Consider the following 20,463-nt stretch of genomic DNA (forward strand, 5'->3'; position numbering starts at 1 on the left):
GAACATCATCGTGAAATTTGATTTACTCGTCCTGGGTGGTGGCAGTGGCGGAATGGCCGCTGCCACAAGGGCCGCACAGTATGGTGCGACTGTGGGGTTAATTGAACCCTCTTTCCTTGGCGGAACATGTGTTAATTTAGGCTGTGTTCCCAAAAAAGTCATGTATAACGCAGCCATCATAGCCGAGTATGCACACAAAGCCCCCGATTACGGCTTCTCCCCAATGCCAGTTTCTCTCAATTGGTCAAATTTAGTCGAAAATCGGGAAGCTTACATCCAGCGACTACGGAGTATTTATGCAAAGCGCTTTGACCATGACAAATTGACTTTAATCCAAGGCTATGGTCAATTTCTCTCTGCCAACGACATCCAAGTCGAAAACCACACTTATACTGCCGATCATATTCTAATTGCCACCGGTGGTCATCCTACCATGCCAGCAGACATGAAAGGAATTGAACATGCCATCAGCTCAGATGGCTTTTTCGCACTCAGCAAACAACCGAAGAAAGTAGCCATCGTTGGTAGCGGATATATCGGCATTGAGATCGCCGGCGTACTTAACACGTTGGGAACGGAAGTGCACATCATCATGCGTGGCAGTTGCCCGTTAAGCCGCTTTGATTTAAGCATCGGCCAACAACTTCAAGCGATTATGACAGAACAAGGCGTTAACTTTCATGCCAATCACCAAGTCACCGCTGTTGAGTTAACCCCTGAAGGCCTTAAGGGTGTCATATGTCATGATAAAACGGTTGTTACGGATTGCGATGAAGTGATATTCGCAATTGGCAGAACCCCTAATAGCAAAAGTATCCATGCTGAATCTGTTGGCATCGCTCTGGATGAGCATCATTTAGTGATTGTTGACGAGAAACAAAATACCAATATCAAGGGTATTTATGCCATTGGCGATGTAACCAATGCGCCAGCGTTAACCCCTGTCGCTATAGCAGCTGGCCGTCGACTCATGGATAGGCTGTTTGGGCAGCAGGCCCATGCTCAATTAGATTATCACAACATTTGTTCCGTTGTCTTTTCTCATCCCCCCATTGGAACTGTGGGATTAACAGAAAAACAGGCCATTGAGCAATATGGGCAAGATGCGGTAACCATTTATCAAACCCGATTCAATCCTTTATTTGATGCACTAAGTGAGCACAAAACTCCCACTTTAATGAAGATGATAACCGTTGGCCAAACTGAGAAAGTAGTCGGATTACACATGATTGGCTACCAAGTGGACGAAATTCTGCAAGGGTTTGGTGTCGCTATCAAAATGGGGGCAACAAAAGCAGATTTCGACAACACCGTTGCTATTCACCCAACCAGCGCCGAAGAGCTAGTTACCATGACCTAGTCCCCTTTCCGCTGGACAGGTTTGATCAATATCTTGAAATGTGCTTTACTAGGGCGTTTCTCATTCCATTCCGTCTTAAGGAGCCCTTCTTGACGAAATTATTTGTGATTATTGTCATGTTTGTGATTTTATTCGCCCTAGGTAGCGGGTTATATTACCTTGTGCATGACGCTGGGCAAAGCAAACGCACCGTTAAAGCATTAAGTTGGCGAATTGGCTTATCACTCGCATTATTTTTATTTCTGTTTATCGCTTATATTTTAGGATGGATTCATCCGCATAATCTAACCTAATCGCTGTCGTAACCCAAGGGCGTGTCCTCATTTCATTAATTGAAGCGAAAATGTGAATAATTGAGCGCCAAAATGACTTTGAATGAGGCGAATAGATCATTCTATTTAACGAATTCAAAGTTATTTTGATGCCAATTAGGCAGATTTGCAGCCTATTAATGGAATGAGGACACGCCTAACTAGTAATTGATAAGTTAATCGTATTTTGCGCCATTTTTGCTTGAATTTCAGCGATAATCATGTCTGCATCAAGCATGTTGCTTAAGATTTCTTTTGAGGTAAAACTGCTGAGTGTAAAATTGAGCGTCCCTTTCTGATGGTTAACTTCATTTTTGGAAATAAATTTCTTTACCCGCTTTATCGTATTTTCTAAGCCTTGCTCATCTGCCATGGGTAGTAAGAAGAAGAAATTATTATCGTCTCTTGCTGACAAGTCACTTTTGCGAATCACTTCGCGAAGATGGGTAAATAACAGTCCCATCGATTTGTCATGCTTAGTAAAGCTCTCAGAATCCATCAAATCAAAATCATTCAGAAGCTTAATTTGCAGTAGTGCAAAATAGATGGTTTCATAGCGTTGACACAACTTGCTGAACCAACTGACCATTGACATAAAGGATTGATAGTCAACTACCCTAAATTGCTGCTCAAAGGAACGATACAAATCCCTATCTAAACCACAGACCACTTGTTGTCCACGCGTGGTTATCATGTAATCGTATAAATGACGCGTCATGAGATCATTGGCATGCGCACTTCGATGACAAACTAGACAAGTTAAAATTAACTCGGACTGAGAAAAGAAATGGCCACATGCATGACACATTTTATCTTGCTTAGGTTTATCGTAGTCAATCCCAATGTTTATTAGACGGGCGTGGCATCGGGTACAAATTAATCGCTCCTCACGTAAAAACTCCGGGACAGGCGCAATGTTTCCACATAAATAGCAGTGCACAAATTGTTGATCTTTGATGTCAATCGACTGGCAGCTTGGACAGCAATGTTTAATATTTAAAAACCCTGAATTACAAGAAGAACAGGTTTGAATTTCATCGATCAGTTGTCCTGTCACCAGTAAATCTCTCACCACTAAATCCTGAAGAAATTGCCAAATATCGACTATTTTTTCCTTACTCAGTAACATTTCAACTAACGGATAATAGAATATTTGCGGGGTAATATGTTCTATCAAACCGTGGATTCGTTTATTCGGTCGGGTAAATAGATAACTTAATAATAGGCACTCCGCGGATAGGCTTCCAGAATAACTATAATGCAATCGGTCTATCCTCTCGTATATCTGTTCTATCATGCGGTACATTGATTCATCCGCGGGACCATCGTAAAGAGATTCTTGCCAATCTAGTTCAATATCGCCTAAATAAAATACGGGAATTAATTGAAAAGCCGTTTGTGCACGAATGGATTGTAGCGGCTCTAACCAATTATTATCCTTAGGTTGGCTAACAATGATTGCCTTAGACTCTAATGGAATAGCAGAAAGTTTGGCATACGATTTAATATTAGGCGTTAATTTAAATAATTTAGGTTTATCCCCAAAAATTGATAGGATTTCCATATAATAATCCAGGATTTTAGCCGGTTTATTATATAAATATAGCTCATTTCTGAACCTTCTGACTACACGAATATCATTTTAAGCACCCTTCCAATTCCAGGAATTTAGATTAACTAAATGACCGAATTAAAAACGCTTTTTAACAAAAAGATTGAGCGTTTTTCATTAGTCCTCTAAGACATCGATCTTGACAAGCTAGTGCCACCACCGTAGCATGGCATCATTATGCTTACCTGTACCAAAGAGGCTTGCAAATGACCATTGATAGCATCCGTGCTTTAGTCAGTGAAGATTTTGACGCTGTGAATACACTAATTATCAATAATCTTCAATCACAAATTGGGCTGATTGATGATCTATCCAATCACATCATTAGCAGTGGCGGAAAACGATTACGTCCATTAATCGTGCTCCTATCTGCCCATGCCTGCAATTATAAAGGCGGGTATCATATTCCCCTTGCCGCCATGGTTGAATTTTTTCATACTGCCACCCTGCTCCATGATGATGTTGTCGATGAGTCGACTTTAAGACGTGGTCAAGAAACCGCAAATGAAATATGGGGGAGTAAAGCTAGCATTTTAGTCGGGGACTATCTATTCACTCAGTCCGTCAAACTCATGGTAGATACCGGTGTGCAATCCGTTCTTAAATTGATGGCCTCATCGTCCCATGAAATTACCCGTGGTGAAGTGAAACAACTAGTCTATCGGAACAACCCAAATCTAGAGCTTGATACCTATTTTGACATCATCAAGTCAAAGACCTCCGTTTTATTTGCCGCATCGGCTTGCATCGGTGCATTGATTAGCCAACAACCCCCTGCGATTGAACGGGCGATGTATGAATACGGATTGCATCTTGGTAATGCGTTTCAAATGGTCGATGATGCCTTAGATTATTGCGCGGACTCACAACAACTTGGTAAAAATATTGGGGACGATTTAGCAGATGGAAAGGCCACCATGCCTTTAATCCATGCCTACCGTACGGGCACCCCTGCCCATCGTGAATTAATCGAGGAAAGCCTAAAACTCGGGCAAGTTGAAAACTTGTCAGCAATTCAAGAAGCCTTGGAAGCAACAAACGCTATCCAATATACGCTTGATTATGCGCGAAGCGAAATTGATACAGCTATCAATACACTGTTAGTTTTGCCGGATAGTCATCATAAAAGGGCACTGATTGATCTTGCGATGTTTGCTGTCAATCGAACCCATTAACTTTTCATGCCTGGGCCTTCTTTCATTTTCCCTTCTCCCCAGACATGGGGAGAAGGCACCCAACGGGGGGATGAGGGGTTGCTGAATCGAAATGAGTATTTTGATGTGTTGCATTTTGAATGAACACGGGTATATTCATTCTTCAAAGTGAATAGTGGCATTTTTAGAAAATTTGGCTATGATCTTAAGTATATCATCTATAAGGAAATATCATGCCTAAAATGATTGCAAACCACGGCCACGTCATTCTTCGAGACCCCTTGCTCAATAAAGGTACTGCATTCACCCAAGAAGAACGCAATTTACTAGAACTCAATGGGTTACTTCCACCGCACATTGAATCGCTGGATGAACAAGTGCAGCGAAGCTATGAAGCGTTTGGCGAGAAAGTGTCGGATCTGCAAAAACACATCTATTTAAGAGCCCTTCAGGACACAAATGAGACGTTATTTTATCGATTAATTCAAGATCATCTAGAAGAGATGATGCCCATTATTTACACCCCAACCGTGGGTGATGCGTGTGAATTGTTTCACCATATTTACCGTAAACCCCGTGGCTTATTTCTTGCCTATCCAGATAGAGCACATTTAGACTCGATTTTAGCGGCCACAGCGGCGCGCATGGATGTCAGAGTCATCGTTGTGACGGACGGTGAGCGAATTTTAGGCCTTGGTGATCAAGGTGCCGGCGGGATGGGCATTCCCATTGGCAAATTATCCCTTTATATTGCGTGTGGAGGCATTAATCCCTCGTTAACCTTGCCAATCATTTTAGACGTCGGTACCAATAATCAAGCACGGTTAGATTGTCCTGAATATTTGGGATGGCGGCATAAACGGGTAACTGGCGAAGAATATGATAAATTTGTTGATCAATTTGTACAAGGTGTTAAAACACATTTCCCCCATGCCCTTTTACAGTTTGAGGATTTTGCCCAACAGCACGCCTATCCCTTGTTAAAAAAATACCAAGATAAGCTCTGCACATTCAACGATGACATACAAGGTACTGCAGCAGTTAGTGTTGCAGCGATTGTTGCAGCGACTCGCGTTGCAAATGTCCCGTTAAAAGAGATGAATGTCTGCGTGGTAGGCGCGGGTTCAGCTGGTTGTGGAATCGCAGAACAGTTAGTCCAAGTGATGGTAAATCAAGGCCTAAGCCCCGAAGAAGCTCGCCAACATTTCTTTATGGTTGATAGACATGGCTTAGTCCATAATAAGATGTCTGACCTAATGCCCTTCCAACAGCTGCTGGCTCAGGATGTTGAGCATCTTAAACAACTGGATTTCGATCCCAGTCAAGAAATGAGCTTACTTGATGTCGTTGATAAAGCGAAGCCTGGCGTTTTGCTGGGCGTTTCAGGCGTGCCAGGCTTGTTCACTGAAGATGTGATAAAGACCATGGCAAAACATCAACCCCATCCCATTGTGTTTCCATTATCCAATCCTACCTCAAGAGCTGAAGCAGTTCCGAAGGATATTTTAACCTGGACAAATGGCAAAGCACTCGTCGCAACGGGCAGCCCGTTTGATCCCGTCACCATTGGCTCGCAGACAATACCTATCGCACAATGCAATAATGCCTATATTTTTCCAGGCATGGGTCTAGCCGTTGTTGCAAGCCAAGCAAAACGCGTGACAAACACGATGATGATGGCCGCTGCCTTAGCCTTAAGTGATTTAGCACCGGCGGTGATGACTGGGAAAGGACGGCTTTTGCCCGAGCTTCATACTATTCGAGAAGTCTCTCGTCATATCGCTGAAGCGGTAATTAAACAAGGTATAAAAGAGGGTCATATCCATTCAATGGATGAAGCACAAATACAACATGCCATCAATGAAACGATGTGGGTGCCAGAATATAAAGAATACTAGAGACTGACCTTATGGCTTTTACGGACTATTATCAAATAATGGGCGTCTCAAAAGACGCCACACAGGATGACATTAAACGGGCTTATCGTAAATTAGCTCGAAAATATCACCCTGACGTTAGTCAAGAATCGGATGCTGAAGCAAAATTCAAAGCGGTTGGTGAAGCCTATGAAGTTCTTAAGGATCCTGAAAAAAGAGCGCAATACGATCAATTTGGTCGAGAGTGGAAAAATGCTGCCCAAGCAGAACAAGCCAGGCAGCGAGGTCAAAGCCAACAGTCAACCTACCAACATAGCCATAGTGAAGCTGATTTTGCTGAATTCTTAAACCAAATGTTTGGTCAAGGGCGACAACGTCAGCGTGGATTTGGCTTTGAAGCCGATTTGAACCAAGGCCAAGATATTCATACCCGCTTAGACATTAGTCTAGAAGATAGCTACCTGGGCGCGGAGAAGATGTTGCAATTACACATCCCCACCCTGGATGCCCGAGGCGGCGTAAGCTCGAAAACCAAAACCGTGAAAGTGAACATCCCCAAAGGGATTTTAGATGGCCAACAGATTCGCTTGAAAGGGCAAGGCCACGAATCTGCAAACGGCCATGCCGGTGATTTATACATTGAAGTACACCTGCTTCCCCATCGCTTATACCATGTCGAAGGAAAAAACATTTTATTGGATGTTCCCATCGCCCCTTGGGAAGCCGCGTTAGGCAGCAAGATTGAAATACAAACCCTGGGAGGTAAGGTCGCCATGAAGTGCCCTGAAAACACTCAAAACGGGCAACAGATGAGACTAAAAGGTCGCGGACTGCCCGGCAATCCTGCAGGCGATCAAATTGTTCGTTTCCAAATTGCCATGCCCAAGAAAGTATCCTCGGAAGCGAAAAAGGCATATGAACAACTACGAGATGCGCAGGCTTATAACCCTCGCGCTGGAATGGAGTAATCGATGCAAGATGAATGGGTATACATTAGCACCACAGCACTGAGCCAGTCATTGGGAGTACCAACTCAGTTAATCGATGAAATGATCGAATTAGGTATTGTCCAGGGCGAACAAAGAAGCCAACGTGAATTGGTATTTACCAGCATCGAAATCTATCGAATCCGCAAAGTGATTCGACTCAATCGTGACCTAGGCGTTAATACCGCAGGGGCTGCGCTTATCCTGGACTTACTGGATCAAATCGAAAATCTCAAGCGTCAATTGCCCAAATAAATCCTCAGGACTTATTCAGGGGCATTGGCAGGCGGAGGCTCGTATTTAATATGAACATCCCTTTGTGGGAAGGCGATGACAATGTTGTGGGCACGGAAAGCTTTATCAATCGCAAAATTCAGATCGCTGGTGACAACGAATTTTTTATTGACATTATTAATCATGCACCAAAGCTCAAACACGAGTGCGCTATCACCAAATGATTGGAATAATACCATGGGCTTATTCCCCCTTGAATCCAACACATCTTTATGATTTTTTGCGACATCTAATAAGACATTTTTCACCAGTTCTGTGTCGCTACCATAAGCAACGCCCACAGTGCATTTGACACGCCATGTGTGATTGGTAAACATAAAGTTGGTCACTTGTTGGGTGATAAGATCCGAGTTAGGCACAATAATATCTTCTTTTGAAGGGGTTTCAATTTGCGTTGATCGGACTCGGACCTTTTTGACAAATCCTTCCACATCCCCTATGGCAATTCGATCACCCACTTTAATTGGCTTTTCAATCAACAAAATTAACCCAGAGAAAAAATTGTTCACAATCGATTGCAACCCTAAACCAATACCAACTGAGAGCGCCCCTGCGATGATAGCAAGACTTGTAAAACTGAAACCAGAAACGAGTAATCCCATGATGACCGCCATGGTAAAACCGATATATAAAATCAGTGACGCAAGAGCAACCTGAGTATCTTCTTCTTCCCCATGGATTGTTTTTAAACTATAGTGACGCGAAATATAGCGCGAAATAATGACGATCATGCAAAATACTAGAATGCCAATCAGCCAATGGAGCGGTTTAAATGTGTAACTTGCGACGACAAATCCTTGGAAAATATAATCCAGGAAATAATCAATGAAATAACTTGCTTCCCCGATCAAATAGGCAAACAAATACAGTAACGAAATAGCAATGCTAATTTGAATAATGACCTTTAGTAAAGCAAGCTCAAAATACGGCGGCGTTGACGAATAGCCAAAGTAACGCTTTAAATAGGCTTGGGATCGCGGGGAATAATTTAGGAAATGATAGGCTTGTCCAAATCCTTTTAACACCACCAAACTCAATCCACCAACCAGTAAAAGCGAAAAGAAAATATCGGATGCATCCACTGCTAGGATATAAAACCCAAATAAATCGAAGGCTATTAGCGTAAACACAATCAACCATATTAAGCGGTAAATATAGGTAAATTGGGTACCATTCGCAAAGAACCGTTGGTGATTGAGGTAAAATTGATAAGTGAAATAAGTCGTCGCCAATAACGAGAGCATCATCATAATGCTATCAAAAAATTGTTTCAGGTATTGGCCTGATTCAAAAAGCGTCAAAACGCTATTGCCAACCAAATGAATACCCGAAATTAAAATAATGACTTGCGTGAGGGTGCTTGAATACCCCGGATCAAACCCATACCATTTCAAGCCAATATCAAAGCGCCGGATAGCGAATAAAAACTGCGTCAAAAGTAATGCCAACACGACAAATAACACATGGGTCAAAAGACTCTGGAAAAACATATTATCTGTGCCGTCCATAAATGGCTTATAATTCATTAGCCACAAAGTAAAAAGCGACAAAGCTATCGAGCCAAGAACTACTTGGGTCAACCCGATTGAACGACGTTTAACATAGGTTTTAAGACTTTCTCGCAATCCATAAACAATGCCAAAAACAATCATCACAATGGCTAAGACAAATATCGCCATATTCACCCATCCCCATGGTATAATGGGTTTCCGATACTTAGGCGTCGATAAATTTTGAATATCTCGGTGGACCATCTCCACCCGTTTAAATATTGGAAGACCCCGCGTGAAGGTGATTTTTTGTTGCATTGACAACTCCGTATTACGGTAAGCGGTTAATGCTTCCCCCGCACGGATTTGAAACAGCCGACATTTCGCCTCAATATCGATTAATTTTTTTTTCTGCTGATTTAGATATTGTGAATCCACCCGCGAGTGACTTTCATCCGGTTTGATGAGAGGTGTGTTTTCTTTGTCACGCCCATCCCCTTCACTTCCTAAAATGGCTTTAAGATGCTCATCGATTTCTTTGATTTTAGTCGATGAATCGTCCACACAGTCTTGTGCTTCTTCCGATAATATTTCCAATTGCTCAATGGCTTGGCTTAATTTTCTAATACTGAGCTTCGGTGAGGTTAAAGATAAGGATATCGTGTCAAATTGTTTATTTGCTTTGACGGGGTCAAAGGCAACCGACTCAAAATCAGCGGGCGATGCCATAGTTTTGGCATGAATTGGAATTGTCGTTACCAGTGTCAGCAAACATCCTGTTAATAACTTTCTAATTTTATCCATATTATTTTTGCCATTGCCCTTAAACGAACTGAGCTGGTTTTATACATTTGTCGCGGTATTGCGCTACTCAGGACTTATGAAAAACCCCAAGGTCGAGGCAAAAAAAGTTTTTAATGAGGAAGTTTAGATTAACTAAATGACCGAATTAAAACTTTTTTTAACGAAGAGATTGGGAGTTTTTCATAAGTCCTGCTACTAAAACTATAGTACAAGTCACTTAATGGAACAAATCCGTGCCACGATAAAAAAACTACCGATTTAAATAAAAATACGCTAGAATTAAGCTACTGTAAAAAAAGATAAACAATTAAACATGGTGTATGTTGCACTCGGTCTGAATCATAAAACCGCTCCCATAGAAATTCGTGAACAAGTTGCTACCCTTCCGGCGAATGAAGATCGATTTTTAGTGGATCTCATGTCTTGTGAGGGAGTACATGAAGCAGCCGTCCTTTCTACCTGCAACAGAACCGAAATCTATTGTGAAATTGAAAAGCCAGGTCTCCTATCACAATGGTTAGCAAGACAACATGACCTTCCTGCGCCTACTTTAAAACCCTACTTATACCTCCATCAACAGGATAATGCGATTCGGCATACGCTGCGGGTTGCTAGCGGACTTGACTCCATGATGCTTGGTGAGCCACAAATTTTAGGACAAATGAAGCAAGCCTACCAACACGCCTGTCAAATGGGCACTGTGAAACACCAATTACGCAATAAATTTGAATATATCTTTTCAGCAAGTAAACGGATTCGCAATCAAAGCGGTATTGGCACCAATCCAATATCTGTCGCTTATGCGGCAGTCCAGCTCATTAACCAAACTTTTTCCGACTTACAAACGATTAATGTGTTGTTAATCGGCTCCGGAGAAACGTCGCGGCTGGTTGCTAAATATCTACAAGAGTCAGGTGTTGCCAAATTTATGATCGCCAGTCGCACCCCTGAAAATGCACATAAGTTAGCACTTGCTGTCGATGCCCAAGCTATCAACATTGGTGACATTCCTACCGTCATGCATCAAGCCGATGTTGTTGTGACCGCTACCGCCTGCCCGATGCCCTTTATCAATCCTTCTCTCATTAAAAATGCGTTAACCCTAAGAAACAATCGGCCAATGTTTTTACTTGATTTAGCGGTTCCTCGCGATATTGAGCCGGAAGTAGGTCTTCTTAACAATGCGCATTTGTATAACATCGACGATTTAGAAAAAATTATTGAAGATGGCATGGAAGCAAGGCGTACATGCGCTGTTGCTGCAGAACAGCTCATCGAATTAGAAGTTGAACAATATATTCGTTGGCATCGTTCGTTACGCGCAAGTGACATGATTATTGACTACCGCCAACACATGGATTCCCTGGCAGAACTTGAGTTACAACGCGCCTTAAAGCTCATAGCCTCAGGTGAAGACACGGCGTCTGTGATGAACAGCTTCAAACATCGACTTGTCAATAAACTCGTACACCAACCCACCGTCGGAATGCGCCAAGCCGCTTGGGAAGGTAAAACAGAATTACTTGATTTAGCAAACTATTTATTTAAACCTTCAACCAAATCAAACTCCCATGAAGAAATCTCTTGAGCATCGACTCGAGCAACTTTTTGAACGTTATTCCGAAGTTGGCCAGTTATTATCGCAACCTGACGTTATCTCGGATCAGCAGAAATTTAAACAATTATCGAAAGAATATGCCCAGCTTGAGCCGATAGCTCAAAGCTACCAAGCTTATAGTGAAGAAAAAAAATCCATCGAAGAATTGAACACGTTAATGGAAAGCGACGATGCGGAGATAGCTTTATTAGCCAAGGAAGAATTATTCAGTGCTGAAAAGAAACTGGTCGACTTATCAGAGAGCTTAGAGTTTCTCTTAATTCCGAAAGACCCCGATGATGAACGAGACATCTATTTAGAAGTTCGAGCAGGCACTGGCGGGGACGAAGCAGCTATTTTTGCCGGCGATTTGTTCCGGATGTATTGCCGCTATGCTGAGCAACAAGGCTGGCAAGTAGAAATGGTTTCAGCAAATTATGGTGAACATGGGGGCTTTAAAGAAGTCATTGCCCGTATCAGTGGTCGCGATGTGTATGGTCAGTTAAAATTTGAATCCGGCGCGCACCGCGTACAACGTGTGCCAGAAACCGAATCTCAAGGGCGTGTCCATACGTCTGCATGTACCGTTGCTGTTTTACCTGAAGTCGAAGCGATTGATGAAATTACCCTAAACCCAGACGATCTTCGCATTGATACCTATCGTGCATCAGGCGCGGGTGGCCAGCATGTGAATAAAACGGATTCCGCCATTCGTATCACCCATATCCCGACTGGCACTGTGGTTGAATGCCAAGATGAGCGCTCTCAGCACAAAAACAAAGCAAAAGCACTGTCTCTTTTGCAAACAAGGCTTCTGGATGCCGAACGAAGTAAACAAGAAGCTGAACAAGCACAAACACGAAAATTACAGGTGGGAAGAGGCGATCGATCGGAACGAATTCGTACCTATAATTTCCCTCAAGGCCGGTTAACGGATCACCGCATCAATCTAACCCTATATCAACTCGAAGATATCATTGCTGGCGAGCTGCATCCTGTCATTAATGCCTTGCAAAAAGAGCACCATGCCGAACTATTAGCCGAATTAGGCAAACATGACGAGCATTAAGCAGCTTTTACGTTGGGGGAAAACGACCTTATCTGAGCACAGCGACTCGGCCAATATCGATGCAGAGGTATTGCTTTGCCATGTTTTGAAACATTCTCGCGTGTATTTATATGCCCATTCAGAAGCGTTGATTGAAGAAGCCCCGATTGTATTATACACACAGCTGATTGAGAAAAGAAAAACAGGCTATCCTGTTGCCTATTTAACCGGTAAGCAAGCCTTCTGGAACTTAGACATTGCTGTGAATGAGCACACGCTTATCCCAAGACCAGAAACAGAAATGTTAGTGACAATGGGGCTTGAGAAAATTCACTCAATCGATAATCCGGTGATTGCTGATCTGGGAACAGGCAGTGGCGCTATTGCATTAGCATTGGCAAGTGAGCGGCCGGATGCTGTTATATTCGCCGTTGACTTAAGTAAAAATGCTTTAAATGTTGCCCAACAAAACCAACATCATTATCAATTCAAACAGGTGCATCTTGTTAATGCCAATTGGCTTGATGCCTTCGAACCAAAACCATGCTTTGATCTCATTGTCACTAACCCACCCTATATCCCCGAGGCCGATCCGCACTTGCAATCGTCCATTCGCTATGAACCGAGCTTAGCCTTGATAAGCGGTCCAGGCGGCCTGGATGCGGTGATGGAAATTATTGCAAAGGCCAAACCATTCCTTAAGCCCGATGGATGGCTCTTGATTGAACATGGATACGACCAAAAAATGCCAATAAATCAGCAGCTTATCGATAACGGCTATCGCCAAGTCAATTGCTGGGAAGATCACGCTGGCCACGATAGAATTTCAATCGGCCAGAAATAAATGTTAATCTAGGGCGTGTCCTCTTTCCATTTGCTAGAGCCAGAATATGGACTCGCCTTAAGCAACTGGGTCAGCCTTCTCAACATCCTTGCTTAGATTTGCTCTAGGAAATTTCACCATAATAATTATCAATAAGTGCAATATAATGGTGACTAGCAGTGCGATAGATACATTAGTAGTGGTCATGACTCCTTCTGCAGCAAGTACCCAGAGCGTATAAATCCCTGTCGGATAATTAACGAATGCGCTGACGATAAGTCCTGGATTATATCGTTTTTTTACGACAAACATGATGATATGGAGTGTTGCATTAAATAAGCCAAAAACAGGTAATAATATGCCAAAGGATAGCGATATGTTTTGTGCTAGAACAGCGCATAAGGGAAATAAGCACCAAATAACGATTGTATTTATCCAAAACACAGCACTCGGGGTTAAGGGAGAATCGGGATAAGGGCTGTTAAAAATTTCTTTATTAATAAACTCTCTAAAATGACCTGGATAGAAATGTTCTTCAAACTGATGAACCAGATATACGGGGAATTGAAACCAAATCAGGAATAAGACGAGCGGTGTTATTGGTAAATAGGAAAGTAGCATCACGGTCAGGGCAAGCGCCATAAATAGACAGCTGTCTGCCCAATGTGAATATAAATAAGCCTTCATCAATTCCTCCTTGAAAGATGCTGTATATACCCAATTTACGTCAAAACTCTCGTTGCTAGGCTACTCAATTATTTTCCTTAAATCATTTAAAAGCACGTAATTGAAAAGCCCTATGGCGACCTTTTAAACGATTTATAGGCAGAAAAATGGATAGCATCAACTCGTATTTTGAAGTAACTAGGGAATATCTTAGATCATTTTGCATACACGCGCTATCACTATTCTATTTTTTAGGATATCCTGTGGGTTGTGTGTTTTAGAGTTGCTAGATTTTAGTAATTTTGCTATATCTATTAATTGATAATTGTCAACTGGGTAATTTGCAGGTAGAATCTTGCGCCTTGGGAGGCAGTAATGCCCAAACCAACTTTTATCCATAAATTGAGAGTGATATCACCGTGAAAAATGACACTACCAAAGAAATAGACATTCCTGAATATAAGCCTGGTGCCAATGAAGAATACATGAGTGAACAGCAAAAAGCTCATATTGAAAAAATACTCCTTGCCTGGCGGCAGTCCCTTATGGAAGAAGTTGATCGCACCGTTACCCATATGAAAGATGAAGCAGCAAATTTTCCTGATCCTTCTGACAGAGCCACTCAAGAAGAGGAGTTTAGCTTAGAACTGCGTACTCGAGACCGTGAAAGGAAACTCATTAAGAAAATTGAAGATGCATTAGAGCGACTTTATGAGGATGATTTCGGCTATTGTGAAGCCTGTGGAATCGAAATTGGTCTGCGGCGACTTGAAGCCCGCCCAACAGCAACCCTATGCATTGATTGTAAAACATTAGCTGAAATTCGTGAAAAGCAAAGCCACGGTGGGTAAGCAAAACATCGTTGGGATAGAATCTGTTTTTTAAACCAGGATGGTTAGGAAAGTAAGCTAATTGGTCAGTTTATTTTCGTCCAAATTCGCTCAAGAATGTGCTCAGAGCAGGGTTAATCTGCAATTTTGGTACAATTTCTACCGTTTTTCTTGGCTTGATATAACGCTTGATCAGCCCGATGAATAATCGCATCAATCGAATCATCCTCCTCACATTCCGTTATGCCAAAGCTAGCTGTCAATGACACGCCTTGAGGAAATTCTGAGTCGATAATTGCTTTTCGCAATTTTTCACACGTCTGATAGGCTTGGTCAAGATTGGTTTCAGGAAAGATAATGATGAACTCTTCTCCGCCCCAACGGCCAAAAATATCCACTTTGCGAATATTGCTTTTAATAATTTCAACAAATTTGATTAACACGTCATCCCCAACCAAATGACCATGAGTGTCATTGATAGGCTTAAAGTAATCAAGATCAATCATACCCACTGCCAAGTTATGGCAGTAGCGCTTTTGCCGATTTAGCTCGTGATCCAGGATGGTATCAATTCGATAACGATTATAAATGCCTGTTAAAGAATCTGTTTCTGATATGTGACGAATCAATTTTTGGTTGGTAATATCATTAAATATCAGCGTATAACCATTGGGCTCACCATCCTGCTCACTCATAACGACATCCAAACTAATCTCAGCCCAAACCGAACCCTCGTCATTTACCATCAATAACAGCTCCCCTTCCCAATCATTTTTGTGAGTAATTGCCTGGCTCAAACTCTGTAGGGTTGCGCCATTGTTTTCATTAAAAAGTATTTGATAAGGCTTGCCAATTAAGTCATGCTTTTGATAATGATACCGTTGAATAAAGCAGCTTGAAACATAGGTAATAATCCCGTTTAGATCGAGACTAATTGATAAAATATTTTTATCAACGACGTCAAAGTAACTCGTAATTGTCTGACTGGCATTTATTAATATTTGGTTTTTTTCCCAAAGGGCTTTTTGCAATCGCCGACTTTTAACCAATAGTAACAAAATAACAATTAATAAAACTAATAATACCGTGATAATGATGCCGGCATGTTCTCGGATAAAACCCAATGGAGACTGAGTATCTAAGATCGTCTCAGCAAGACAATAAGGTGTCCATAAAAAAACGAATAAACACCCCATCCAAATACAAAATTTTAAAAGACCTTGATAAAAATGCGGCCTCATGCAAAGTTCTCTAATTATTTTAGTACTTTAAGTTTAGTAAAATTTTAGCAGTTTGTTTACATACCCGTACCTGGCGAGTCAAAAAAACGACAATGAAGCAATTTAACTTTCTCTTTTGGGTTTCAGTATATCGGATAGCTTCTGCCCTGGTTTGACGTTTTTCAGCGATATCCTATAGTTAAATTAAGGGAACTAAAAATAAGTGCTCACCATGAAAAAAATACTCCCATTTCTTATGTTAATCTGTCTAACAAGCAATGTATACGCCTGTTTTGGCTCAGGTAGTGCCAGTCAATGCCCTCGAGATTGCGGTAAAGGTGATACGTGTTGTAAAGGCCAAGGGGGAATTAGCTATTGCGATAGTTCTGCAGGACGTTATGTTTGCAATTACGGGGGCTATTCAAGCTGCTACTGTACCAGACATGCGGTCATGGATGTGCAAAATGTTGAGGGATGCTGTGTTTGGCAAGGCGGTGTCTTAAAAATTTCTCCCAAAGGGATGGTTATCTGCAATAATGGGGGGGTATCAGAAATGTGCTCCCGCGTATTCATGAAAAAGCCTCAGGGGACTATCTAGGGCAGGTTCACAAAAACCACGTTTAATGGACGTTGCTAAATTAGGCAACGTCCCTAGACAAATCATGACAAAAGCTGCATAATCTAGATTTTTCCTCAGCGCCCACATGACATGGCAATACCCCTTATTGAGATAAAAAATCTGGTTAAACATTATGATGATCAGACAGTACTTAACGGTATCGATTTAAGCATCAAAGACGGTGAATTCTTGACCTTGCTTGGCCCATCAGGTTGCGGAAAAACCACCCTCCTAAGGCTTATTTCCGGATTTGATACGCCCGATGAAGGAACCATCCATATCAATGGGTTTTGCATTAATCATTTGCCCCCTCAGCAACGCAATGTGCATACTGTTTTTCAAAGTTATGCGCTATTTCCTCATTTTGACGTCTTTAACAATGTTGCATTTGCCTTACATTGCCAAAAATTACCCGAAAATGAAGTGAATGAACGCGTTGAGGAGGCCCTTCGATTGGTTCAATTAACCCATTTAACCCACCGACCTATCAGCCAACTCAGCGGGGGCCAACAGCAACGCGTTGCCATTGCTAGGGCTATTATCAATCAGCCACAAGTATTACTCTTAGATGAACCATTAAGCTCGCTCGATTATCAACTTCGAAAATCGATGCAATATGAGTTAACCCAATTGCAAAAAAAGCTGGGCATGACGTTCATTTTTGTCACCCACGATCAAGAAGAAGCCTTGTCCATGTCCGATAGAATTGTTGTACTAAATGACGGCCATATTGAACAAATCGGCACCCCAAGAGAAGTCTATGAAACACCCCAAAATTTATTTGTGGCTAATTTTATTGGGGAGGCAAATATTTTTGACGTGACGATAGCATCCAACAACGGGCAGAATCATCAAGTGAAAGTGGAAAACGAGACCATCTCTTGTTTGAGTAAACAAATCTACCCAACCAACACAAAGTTGCATTTAATCATTCGCCCAGAAGATATTCGCGTATATAATCAAATGGAGGTTGAAGATACCCAAGGCATGATTGCTGGACGAATCATGGATATCGTTTACAAAGGATCAACGGTTGATTTGAAGGTAAAGCTACCTTCTGGGATGGTTATCAATGCTTCTGAGTTTTTTGATGAAGATGATGAAGATTTGGAATATACCTTGAATGAGTCAGTTTGGGTGCATTGGCTACCTGGATGGGAGGTGTTATTGCCTCATGAAGCGTAAATCCTTAGCAATGATTGGCTTATACAGTTGGTTAATCCTTTTCGCCTTAACACCGATGTTGTTGGTTCTTATAACCAGTTTTCTAACCACCAGCGAACAACATCTGGCAACCACGCCGTTGACATTGCAAGCTTATTTTGCTCTATTGGACCCACTATTAGGCAAAGTGTTTATTCGTTCAATTATCATGGCACTGATTGCAACCGTTGGCTGTTTGATTTTGGCATATCCTTTTGCCTATGCCATGATTAAGAGCCGGCATCAATCATTACTACTCGTCCTAATCATCATTCCCTTTTGGACCAGTTCCCTCATCCGCACTTACGCATTGATTGCGTTACTAAAATACAAGGGCCTAATTAACCACTGGTTCATGACGTTACATATTATCGAAAAACCCATGTCATTATTATACTCTCAGACGGCCGTTATCATTGGTTTAATCTACACGCTATTCCCATTCATGGTACTCCCTATATATACCCAAATGGAACGATTTGACTTTCAATTAATCGACGCTGCTCGTGACTTAGGCGCCAATCGCTGGCAGGTATTTAGCCGCGTATTTCTACCCAATACCATTCCTGGTATTATTGCAGGTAGCCTATTAGTCAGCTTACCAGCCATGACATTATTTTATATCCCCAATATATTAGGGGGCGCTCGCACCGTTTTGTTAGGTAATTTAATTCAGGATCAATTTTTGTTAACTCAAAACTGGCCGCAAGGGGCTGCTACAAGCGTTGCCCTCACTGTCGTATTAATCGGTTTGTTAAGCCTTTTTAAACGCAATAACAAGGCGGTGATGCTGTGAGAAAAACCTATCTAAGCATCATCCTAATGCTGCTCTATCTGCCGATTGTCGTACTGATATTATTTTCTTTTAACCAGGCAAAATACTCCTTACAGTGGCAGGGATTTTCTTTTCATTGGTATCGCATCTTGATGGAAGACCGAAGCCTTTGGAGCGCGTTGTTTCATTCGGTTCTTCTCGGTACGGTCACCGCTATCATAACGACCATGATTGGATTATTTAGCAGCATTCATTGTTTTGCTAGAACCCGATACCAACCACGGTTACTGAATACCTTATTGATTATGATGGTTATCATTCCTGATATTGTTTTTGGTGTAGCGCTTTTAATCTTTTTTCAATTTATGCATCTTAAACTGGGCTTTGTCAGTCTACTGATCGCACATATTACTTTTTGTTTACCTTTTGTTGTGCTGACAATCAATACGCGCTTGAAAACCTTGGATAAAAATATTTATGACAGTGCCCTCGATTTAGGTGCCAGCCATTGGGGCGCCGTCAGTAAGATTATGATTCCTTTGCTCTCACCATCCATCATTAGCGCGCTGTTATTATGTTTTACCCTCTCTTTTGATGATGTGATTGTCTCCTATTTTATTGCTGGACCCGATTTTTCCATTCTTCCTCTAACGATTTTTTCCTTAGTGCGAAGTGGGGTTACCCCAGAATTAAATGCGTTGTGTGCATTCACTTTGGGCTTTTCAATGCTCTTGGTCCTTATTTCCCAATATTATTACCAACGAGAATTATGAAAAAACTGCTGCAAATTCTATGCTTTATTTTCCTGATGCCGGCTCATGCAAACAAAGTCGTCAACGTTTATGCCTGGGGTGGAGAAATTCCTGCCAGTGTCATTCGTGCATTTGAACAAAAAACAAATATTCAAGTGAATTTTTCAACGTATGATAACAACGAAACACTCTACGCCAAATTAAAGGCGGGAGGGATAGGAACGTATGATGTTATTGTCCCTTCAGCCTATTATGTAGAGCGCATGAAACGCCAAGGGATGTTGCATCCACTAGCGCATAAAAAAATCCCAAATTACGCCAATTTGACCTCGCCCTTCACGAAACTCACTTACGATAAAGGCAATCATTATAGCATGCCCTTAATTTGGGGTATTACAGGCATGTTCTACCCGAAACATATTGCCAATCCACCAAAACGATGGAAAGACTTTTGGCAGCCTCGATGGAAACATCAACTTGTTTTATTAGATGATGCCAGAGAAGTCTTTTCGATGGCGTTATTAGCGAAAGGGTATTCGGCCAATGACAGCGATCCCACTCATGTTGAACAAGCTTTTCAAGCGCTACTCCAATTAAGACCCAATATAAAACTTTTTGCCAGCGATAATATCCAAGCTATCATCATTGATGAAGACGCTCAGGCGGGCATGGCCTGGAATGGGGATGTTGGCAAAGCGTTAGCAGAAAATGCGCCCATTGCGTTTCAATTCCCTGAAGACGGCTTTGTCATGTGGGTGGATAGCTTAGCCATTCCCAAAAATGCGCCGCATCTTGAGGAGGCCTATGCGTTCATCAATTTTTTACTGGCTCCAGAGTCCGGGGCTTCCATCGCCCTTGAGGGAGGCCATGCCATAACCAATGAGAAAGCCAAAGCGCTGCTACCGAACGCCATTCGCAATAATTCTTTGATTTATCCTGACAAAGAAGTATTAGGAAAAGCTATCGTTCAGCGTGATTTACCCAGTCAAACTTTAGCGTTATATAGCCGCTACTGGCAGCGATTAAAGTTGTCTTTCTAATG

General features: G+C 41.9%; 19 protein-coding genes. 15 read left to right on the top strand and 4 right to left on the bottom strand.

Annotated features, from left to right (window positions below; translation table 11 throughout):
- The first annotated feature begins 4 nt into the window (after positions 1-4).
- Together gorA and AB3348_RS04055 are read left to right on the top strand one after the other, a co-directional pair.
- The gene (gene gorA / locus AB3348_RS04050; protein WP_367606531.1) at positions 5-1,360 is read left to right on the top strand and encodes a glutathione-disulfide reductase; all 1,356 of its coding nucleotides are present in this window, start codon (positions 5-7) and stop codon (positions 1,358-1,360) included.
- Between the two features lie 89 nt (positions 1,361-1,449).
- Positions 1,450-1,653 (top strand): twin transmembrane helix small protein, encoded by a 204-nt coding sequence (locus AB3348_RS04055; protein ID WP_367606279.1) that lies wholly within the window; start codon positions 1,450-1,452, stop codon positions 1,651-1,653.
- A 175-nt stretch (positions 1,654-1,828) separates the two neighbouring features.
- On the opposite strand, the gene AB3348_RS04060 is transcribed toward AB3348_RS04055, so the two are convergent.
- Entirely contained in the window at positions 1,829-3,235 is a 1,407-nt protein-coding gene (locus AB3348_RS04060) for a hypothetical protein (protein ID WP_367606280.1), read from the bottom strand.
- A 254-nt stretch (positions 3,236-3,489) separates the two neighbouring features.
- On the opposite strand from AB3348_RS04060, the gene AB3348_RS04065 reads away from it, so the two are divergent.
- From AB3348_RS04065 to AB3348_RS04080, 4 genes are all read left to right on the top strand, one after another.
- Complete coding sequence (locus AB3348_RS04065; RefSeq protein ID WP_367606281.1) at positions 3,490-4,458, top strand: polyprenyl synthetase family protein; 969 nt, start codon at positions 3,490-3,492, stop codon at positions 4,456-4,458.
- A 212-nt stretch (positions 4,459-4,670) separates the two neighbouring features.
- A complete protein-coding gene (locus AB3348_RS04070) occupies positions 4,671-6,335 on the top strand; it encodes an NAD-dependent malic enzyme (protein ID WP_367606283.1) in 1,665 nt (554 codons plus the stop codon).
- 11 nt (positions 6,336-6,346) lie between these two features.
- Positions 6,347-7,282 carry a DnaJ C-terminal domain-containing protein gene (locus tag AB3348_RS04075; protein WP_367606284.1) on the top strand — a complete coding sequence of 312 codons (936 nt, stop codon included), beginning with the start codon at positions 6,347-6,349 and terminating at the stop codon, positions 7,280-7,282.
- Positions 7,283-7,285: 3 nt separating this feature from the next.
- The gene (locus tag AB3348_RS04080; protein ID WP_367606285.1) at positions 7,286-7,555 is read left to right on the top strand and encodes a chaperone modulator CbpM; all 270 of its coding nucleotides are present in this window, start codon (positions 7,286-7,288) and stop codon (positions 7,553-7,555) included.
- 11 nt (positions 7,556-7,566) lie between these two features.
- Here the strand turns inward: AB3348_RS04080 and AB3348_RS04085 are convergent, their stop codons facing one another.
- On the bottom strand, positions 7,567-9,888 hold the full coding sequence (locus AB3348_RS04085) for a mechanosensitive ion channel family protein (RefSeq protein ID WP_367606286.1): 2,322 nt from the start codon (positions 9,886-9,888) through the stop codon (positions 7,567-7,569).
- Positions 9,889-10,201: 313 nt separating this feature from the next.
- On the opposite strand from AB3348_RS04085, the gene hemA reads away from it, so the two are divergent.
- The 3 genes from hemA to prmC are packed head-to-tail and all read left to right on the top strand — an operon-like array spanning position 10,202 to position 13,377.
- A complete protein-coding gene (gene hemA, locus AB3348_RS04090; RefSeq protein ID WP_367606287.1) occupies positions 10,202-11,476 on the top strand; it encodes a glutamyl-tRNA reductase in 1,275 nt (424 codons plus the stop codon).
- Positions 11,460-12,554: a peptide chain release factor 1 gene (gene prfA / locus AB3348_RS04095; RefSeq protein WP_367606288.1), complete on the top strand. Its 1,095-nt coding sequence runs from the start codon at positions 11,460-11,462 to the stop codon at positions 12,552-12,554. The genes hemA and prfA overlap by 17 nt, the downstream gene beginning before the upstream one ends.
- Positions 12,541-13,377 (top strand): peptide chain release factor N(5)-glutamine methyltransferase, encoded by an 837-nt coding sequence (gene prmC / locus AB3348_RS04100; protein ID WP_367606289.1) that lies wholly within the window; start codon positions 12,541-12,543, stop codon positions 13,375-13,377. The genes prfA and prmC overlap by 14 nt, the downstream gene beginning before the upstream one ends.
- A gap of 57 nt (positions 13,378-13,434) precedes the next feature.
- Here prmC and AB3348_RS04105 read toward each other — a convergent pair whose 3' ends face one another.
- Complete coding sequence (locus AB3348_RS04105; RefSeq protein ID WP_367606290.1) at positions 13,435-14,043, bottom strand: HXXEE domain-containing protein; 609 nt, start codon at positions 14,041-14,043, stop codon at positions 13,435-13,437.
- Positions 14,044-14,441: 398 nt separating this feature from the next.
- Here AB3348_RS04105 and dksA point away from each other — a divergent pair, with 398 nt between their 5' ends.
- Entirely contained in the window at positions 14,442-14,873 is a 432-nt protein-coding gene (gene dksA / locus AB3348_RS04110) for an RNA polymerase-binding protein DksA (RefSeq protein ID WP_367606291.1), read from the top strand.
- Positions 14,874-14,986: 113 nt separating this feature from the next.
- Here dksA and AB3348_RS04115 read toward each other — a convergent pair whose 3' ends face one another.
- Positions 14,987-16,093 carry a diguanylate cyclase gene (locus AB3348_RS04115; protein WP_367606293.1) on the bottom strand — a complete coding sequence of 369 codons (1,107 nt, stop codon included), beginning with the start codon at positions 16,091-16,093 and terminating at the stop codon, positions 14,987-14,989.
- 211 nt (positions 16,094-16,304) lie between these two features.
- On the opposite strand from AB3348_RS04115, the gene AB3348_RS04120 reads away from it, so the two are divergent.
- The 5 genes from AB3348_RS04120 (at position 16,305) to AB3348_RS04140 (ending at position 20,461) form a co-directional block, all read left to right on the top strand.
- The gene (locus AB3348_RS04120) at positions 16,305-16,670 is read left to right on the top strand and encodes a neurogenic locus notch (protein WP_367606294.1); all 366 of its coding nucleotides are present in this window, start codon (positions 16,305-16,307) and stop codon (positions 16,668-16,670) included.
- A gap of 111 nt (positions 16,671-16,781) precedes the next feature.
- The gene (potA, locus tag AB3348_RS04125; RefSeq protein WP_367606296.1) at positions 16,782-17,876 is read left to right on the top strand and encodes a spermidine/putrescine ABC transporter ATP-binding protein PotA; all 1,095 of its coding nucleotides are present in this window, start codon (positions 16,782-16,784) and stop codon (positions 17,874-17,876) included.
- Complete coding sequence (locus AB3348_RS04130; protein WP_367606297.1) at positions 17,866-18,690, top strand: ABC transporter permease; 825 nt, start codon at positions 17,866-17,868, stop codon at positions 18,688-18,690. Before potA ends, AB3348_RS04130 begins: the two co-directional genes overlap by 11 nt.
- Complete coding sequence (locus AB3348_RS04135; protein ID WP_367606298.1) at positions 18,687-19,442, top strand: ABC transporter permease subunit; 756 nt, start codon at positions 18,687-18,689, stop codon at positions 19,440-19,442. The genes AB3348_RS04130 and AB3348_RS04135 overlap by 4 nt, the downstream gene beginning before the upstream one ends.
- Positions 19,439-20,461 carry a PotD/PotF family extracellular solute-binding protein gene (locus AB3348_RS04140; protein ID WP_367606300.1) on the top strand — a complete coding sequence of 341 codons (1,023 nt, stop codon included), beginning with the start codon at positions 19,439-19,441 and terminating at the stop codon, positions 20,459-20,461. Before AB3348_RS04135 ends, AB3348_RS04140 begins: the two co-directional genes overlap by 4 nt.
- Positions 20,462-20,463: the final 2 nt, after the last annotated feature.

Origin of the sequence: Legionella sp. W05-934-2 (assembly GCF_964199965.1) — a bacterium.
Taxonomy (GTDB): domain Bacteria; phylum Pseudomonadota; class Gammaproteobacteria; order Legionellales; family Legionellaceae; genus JAFIFT01.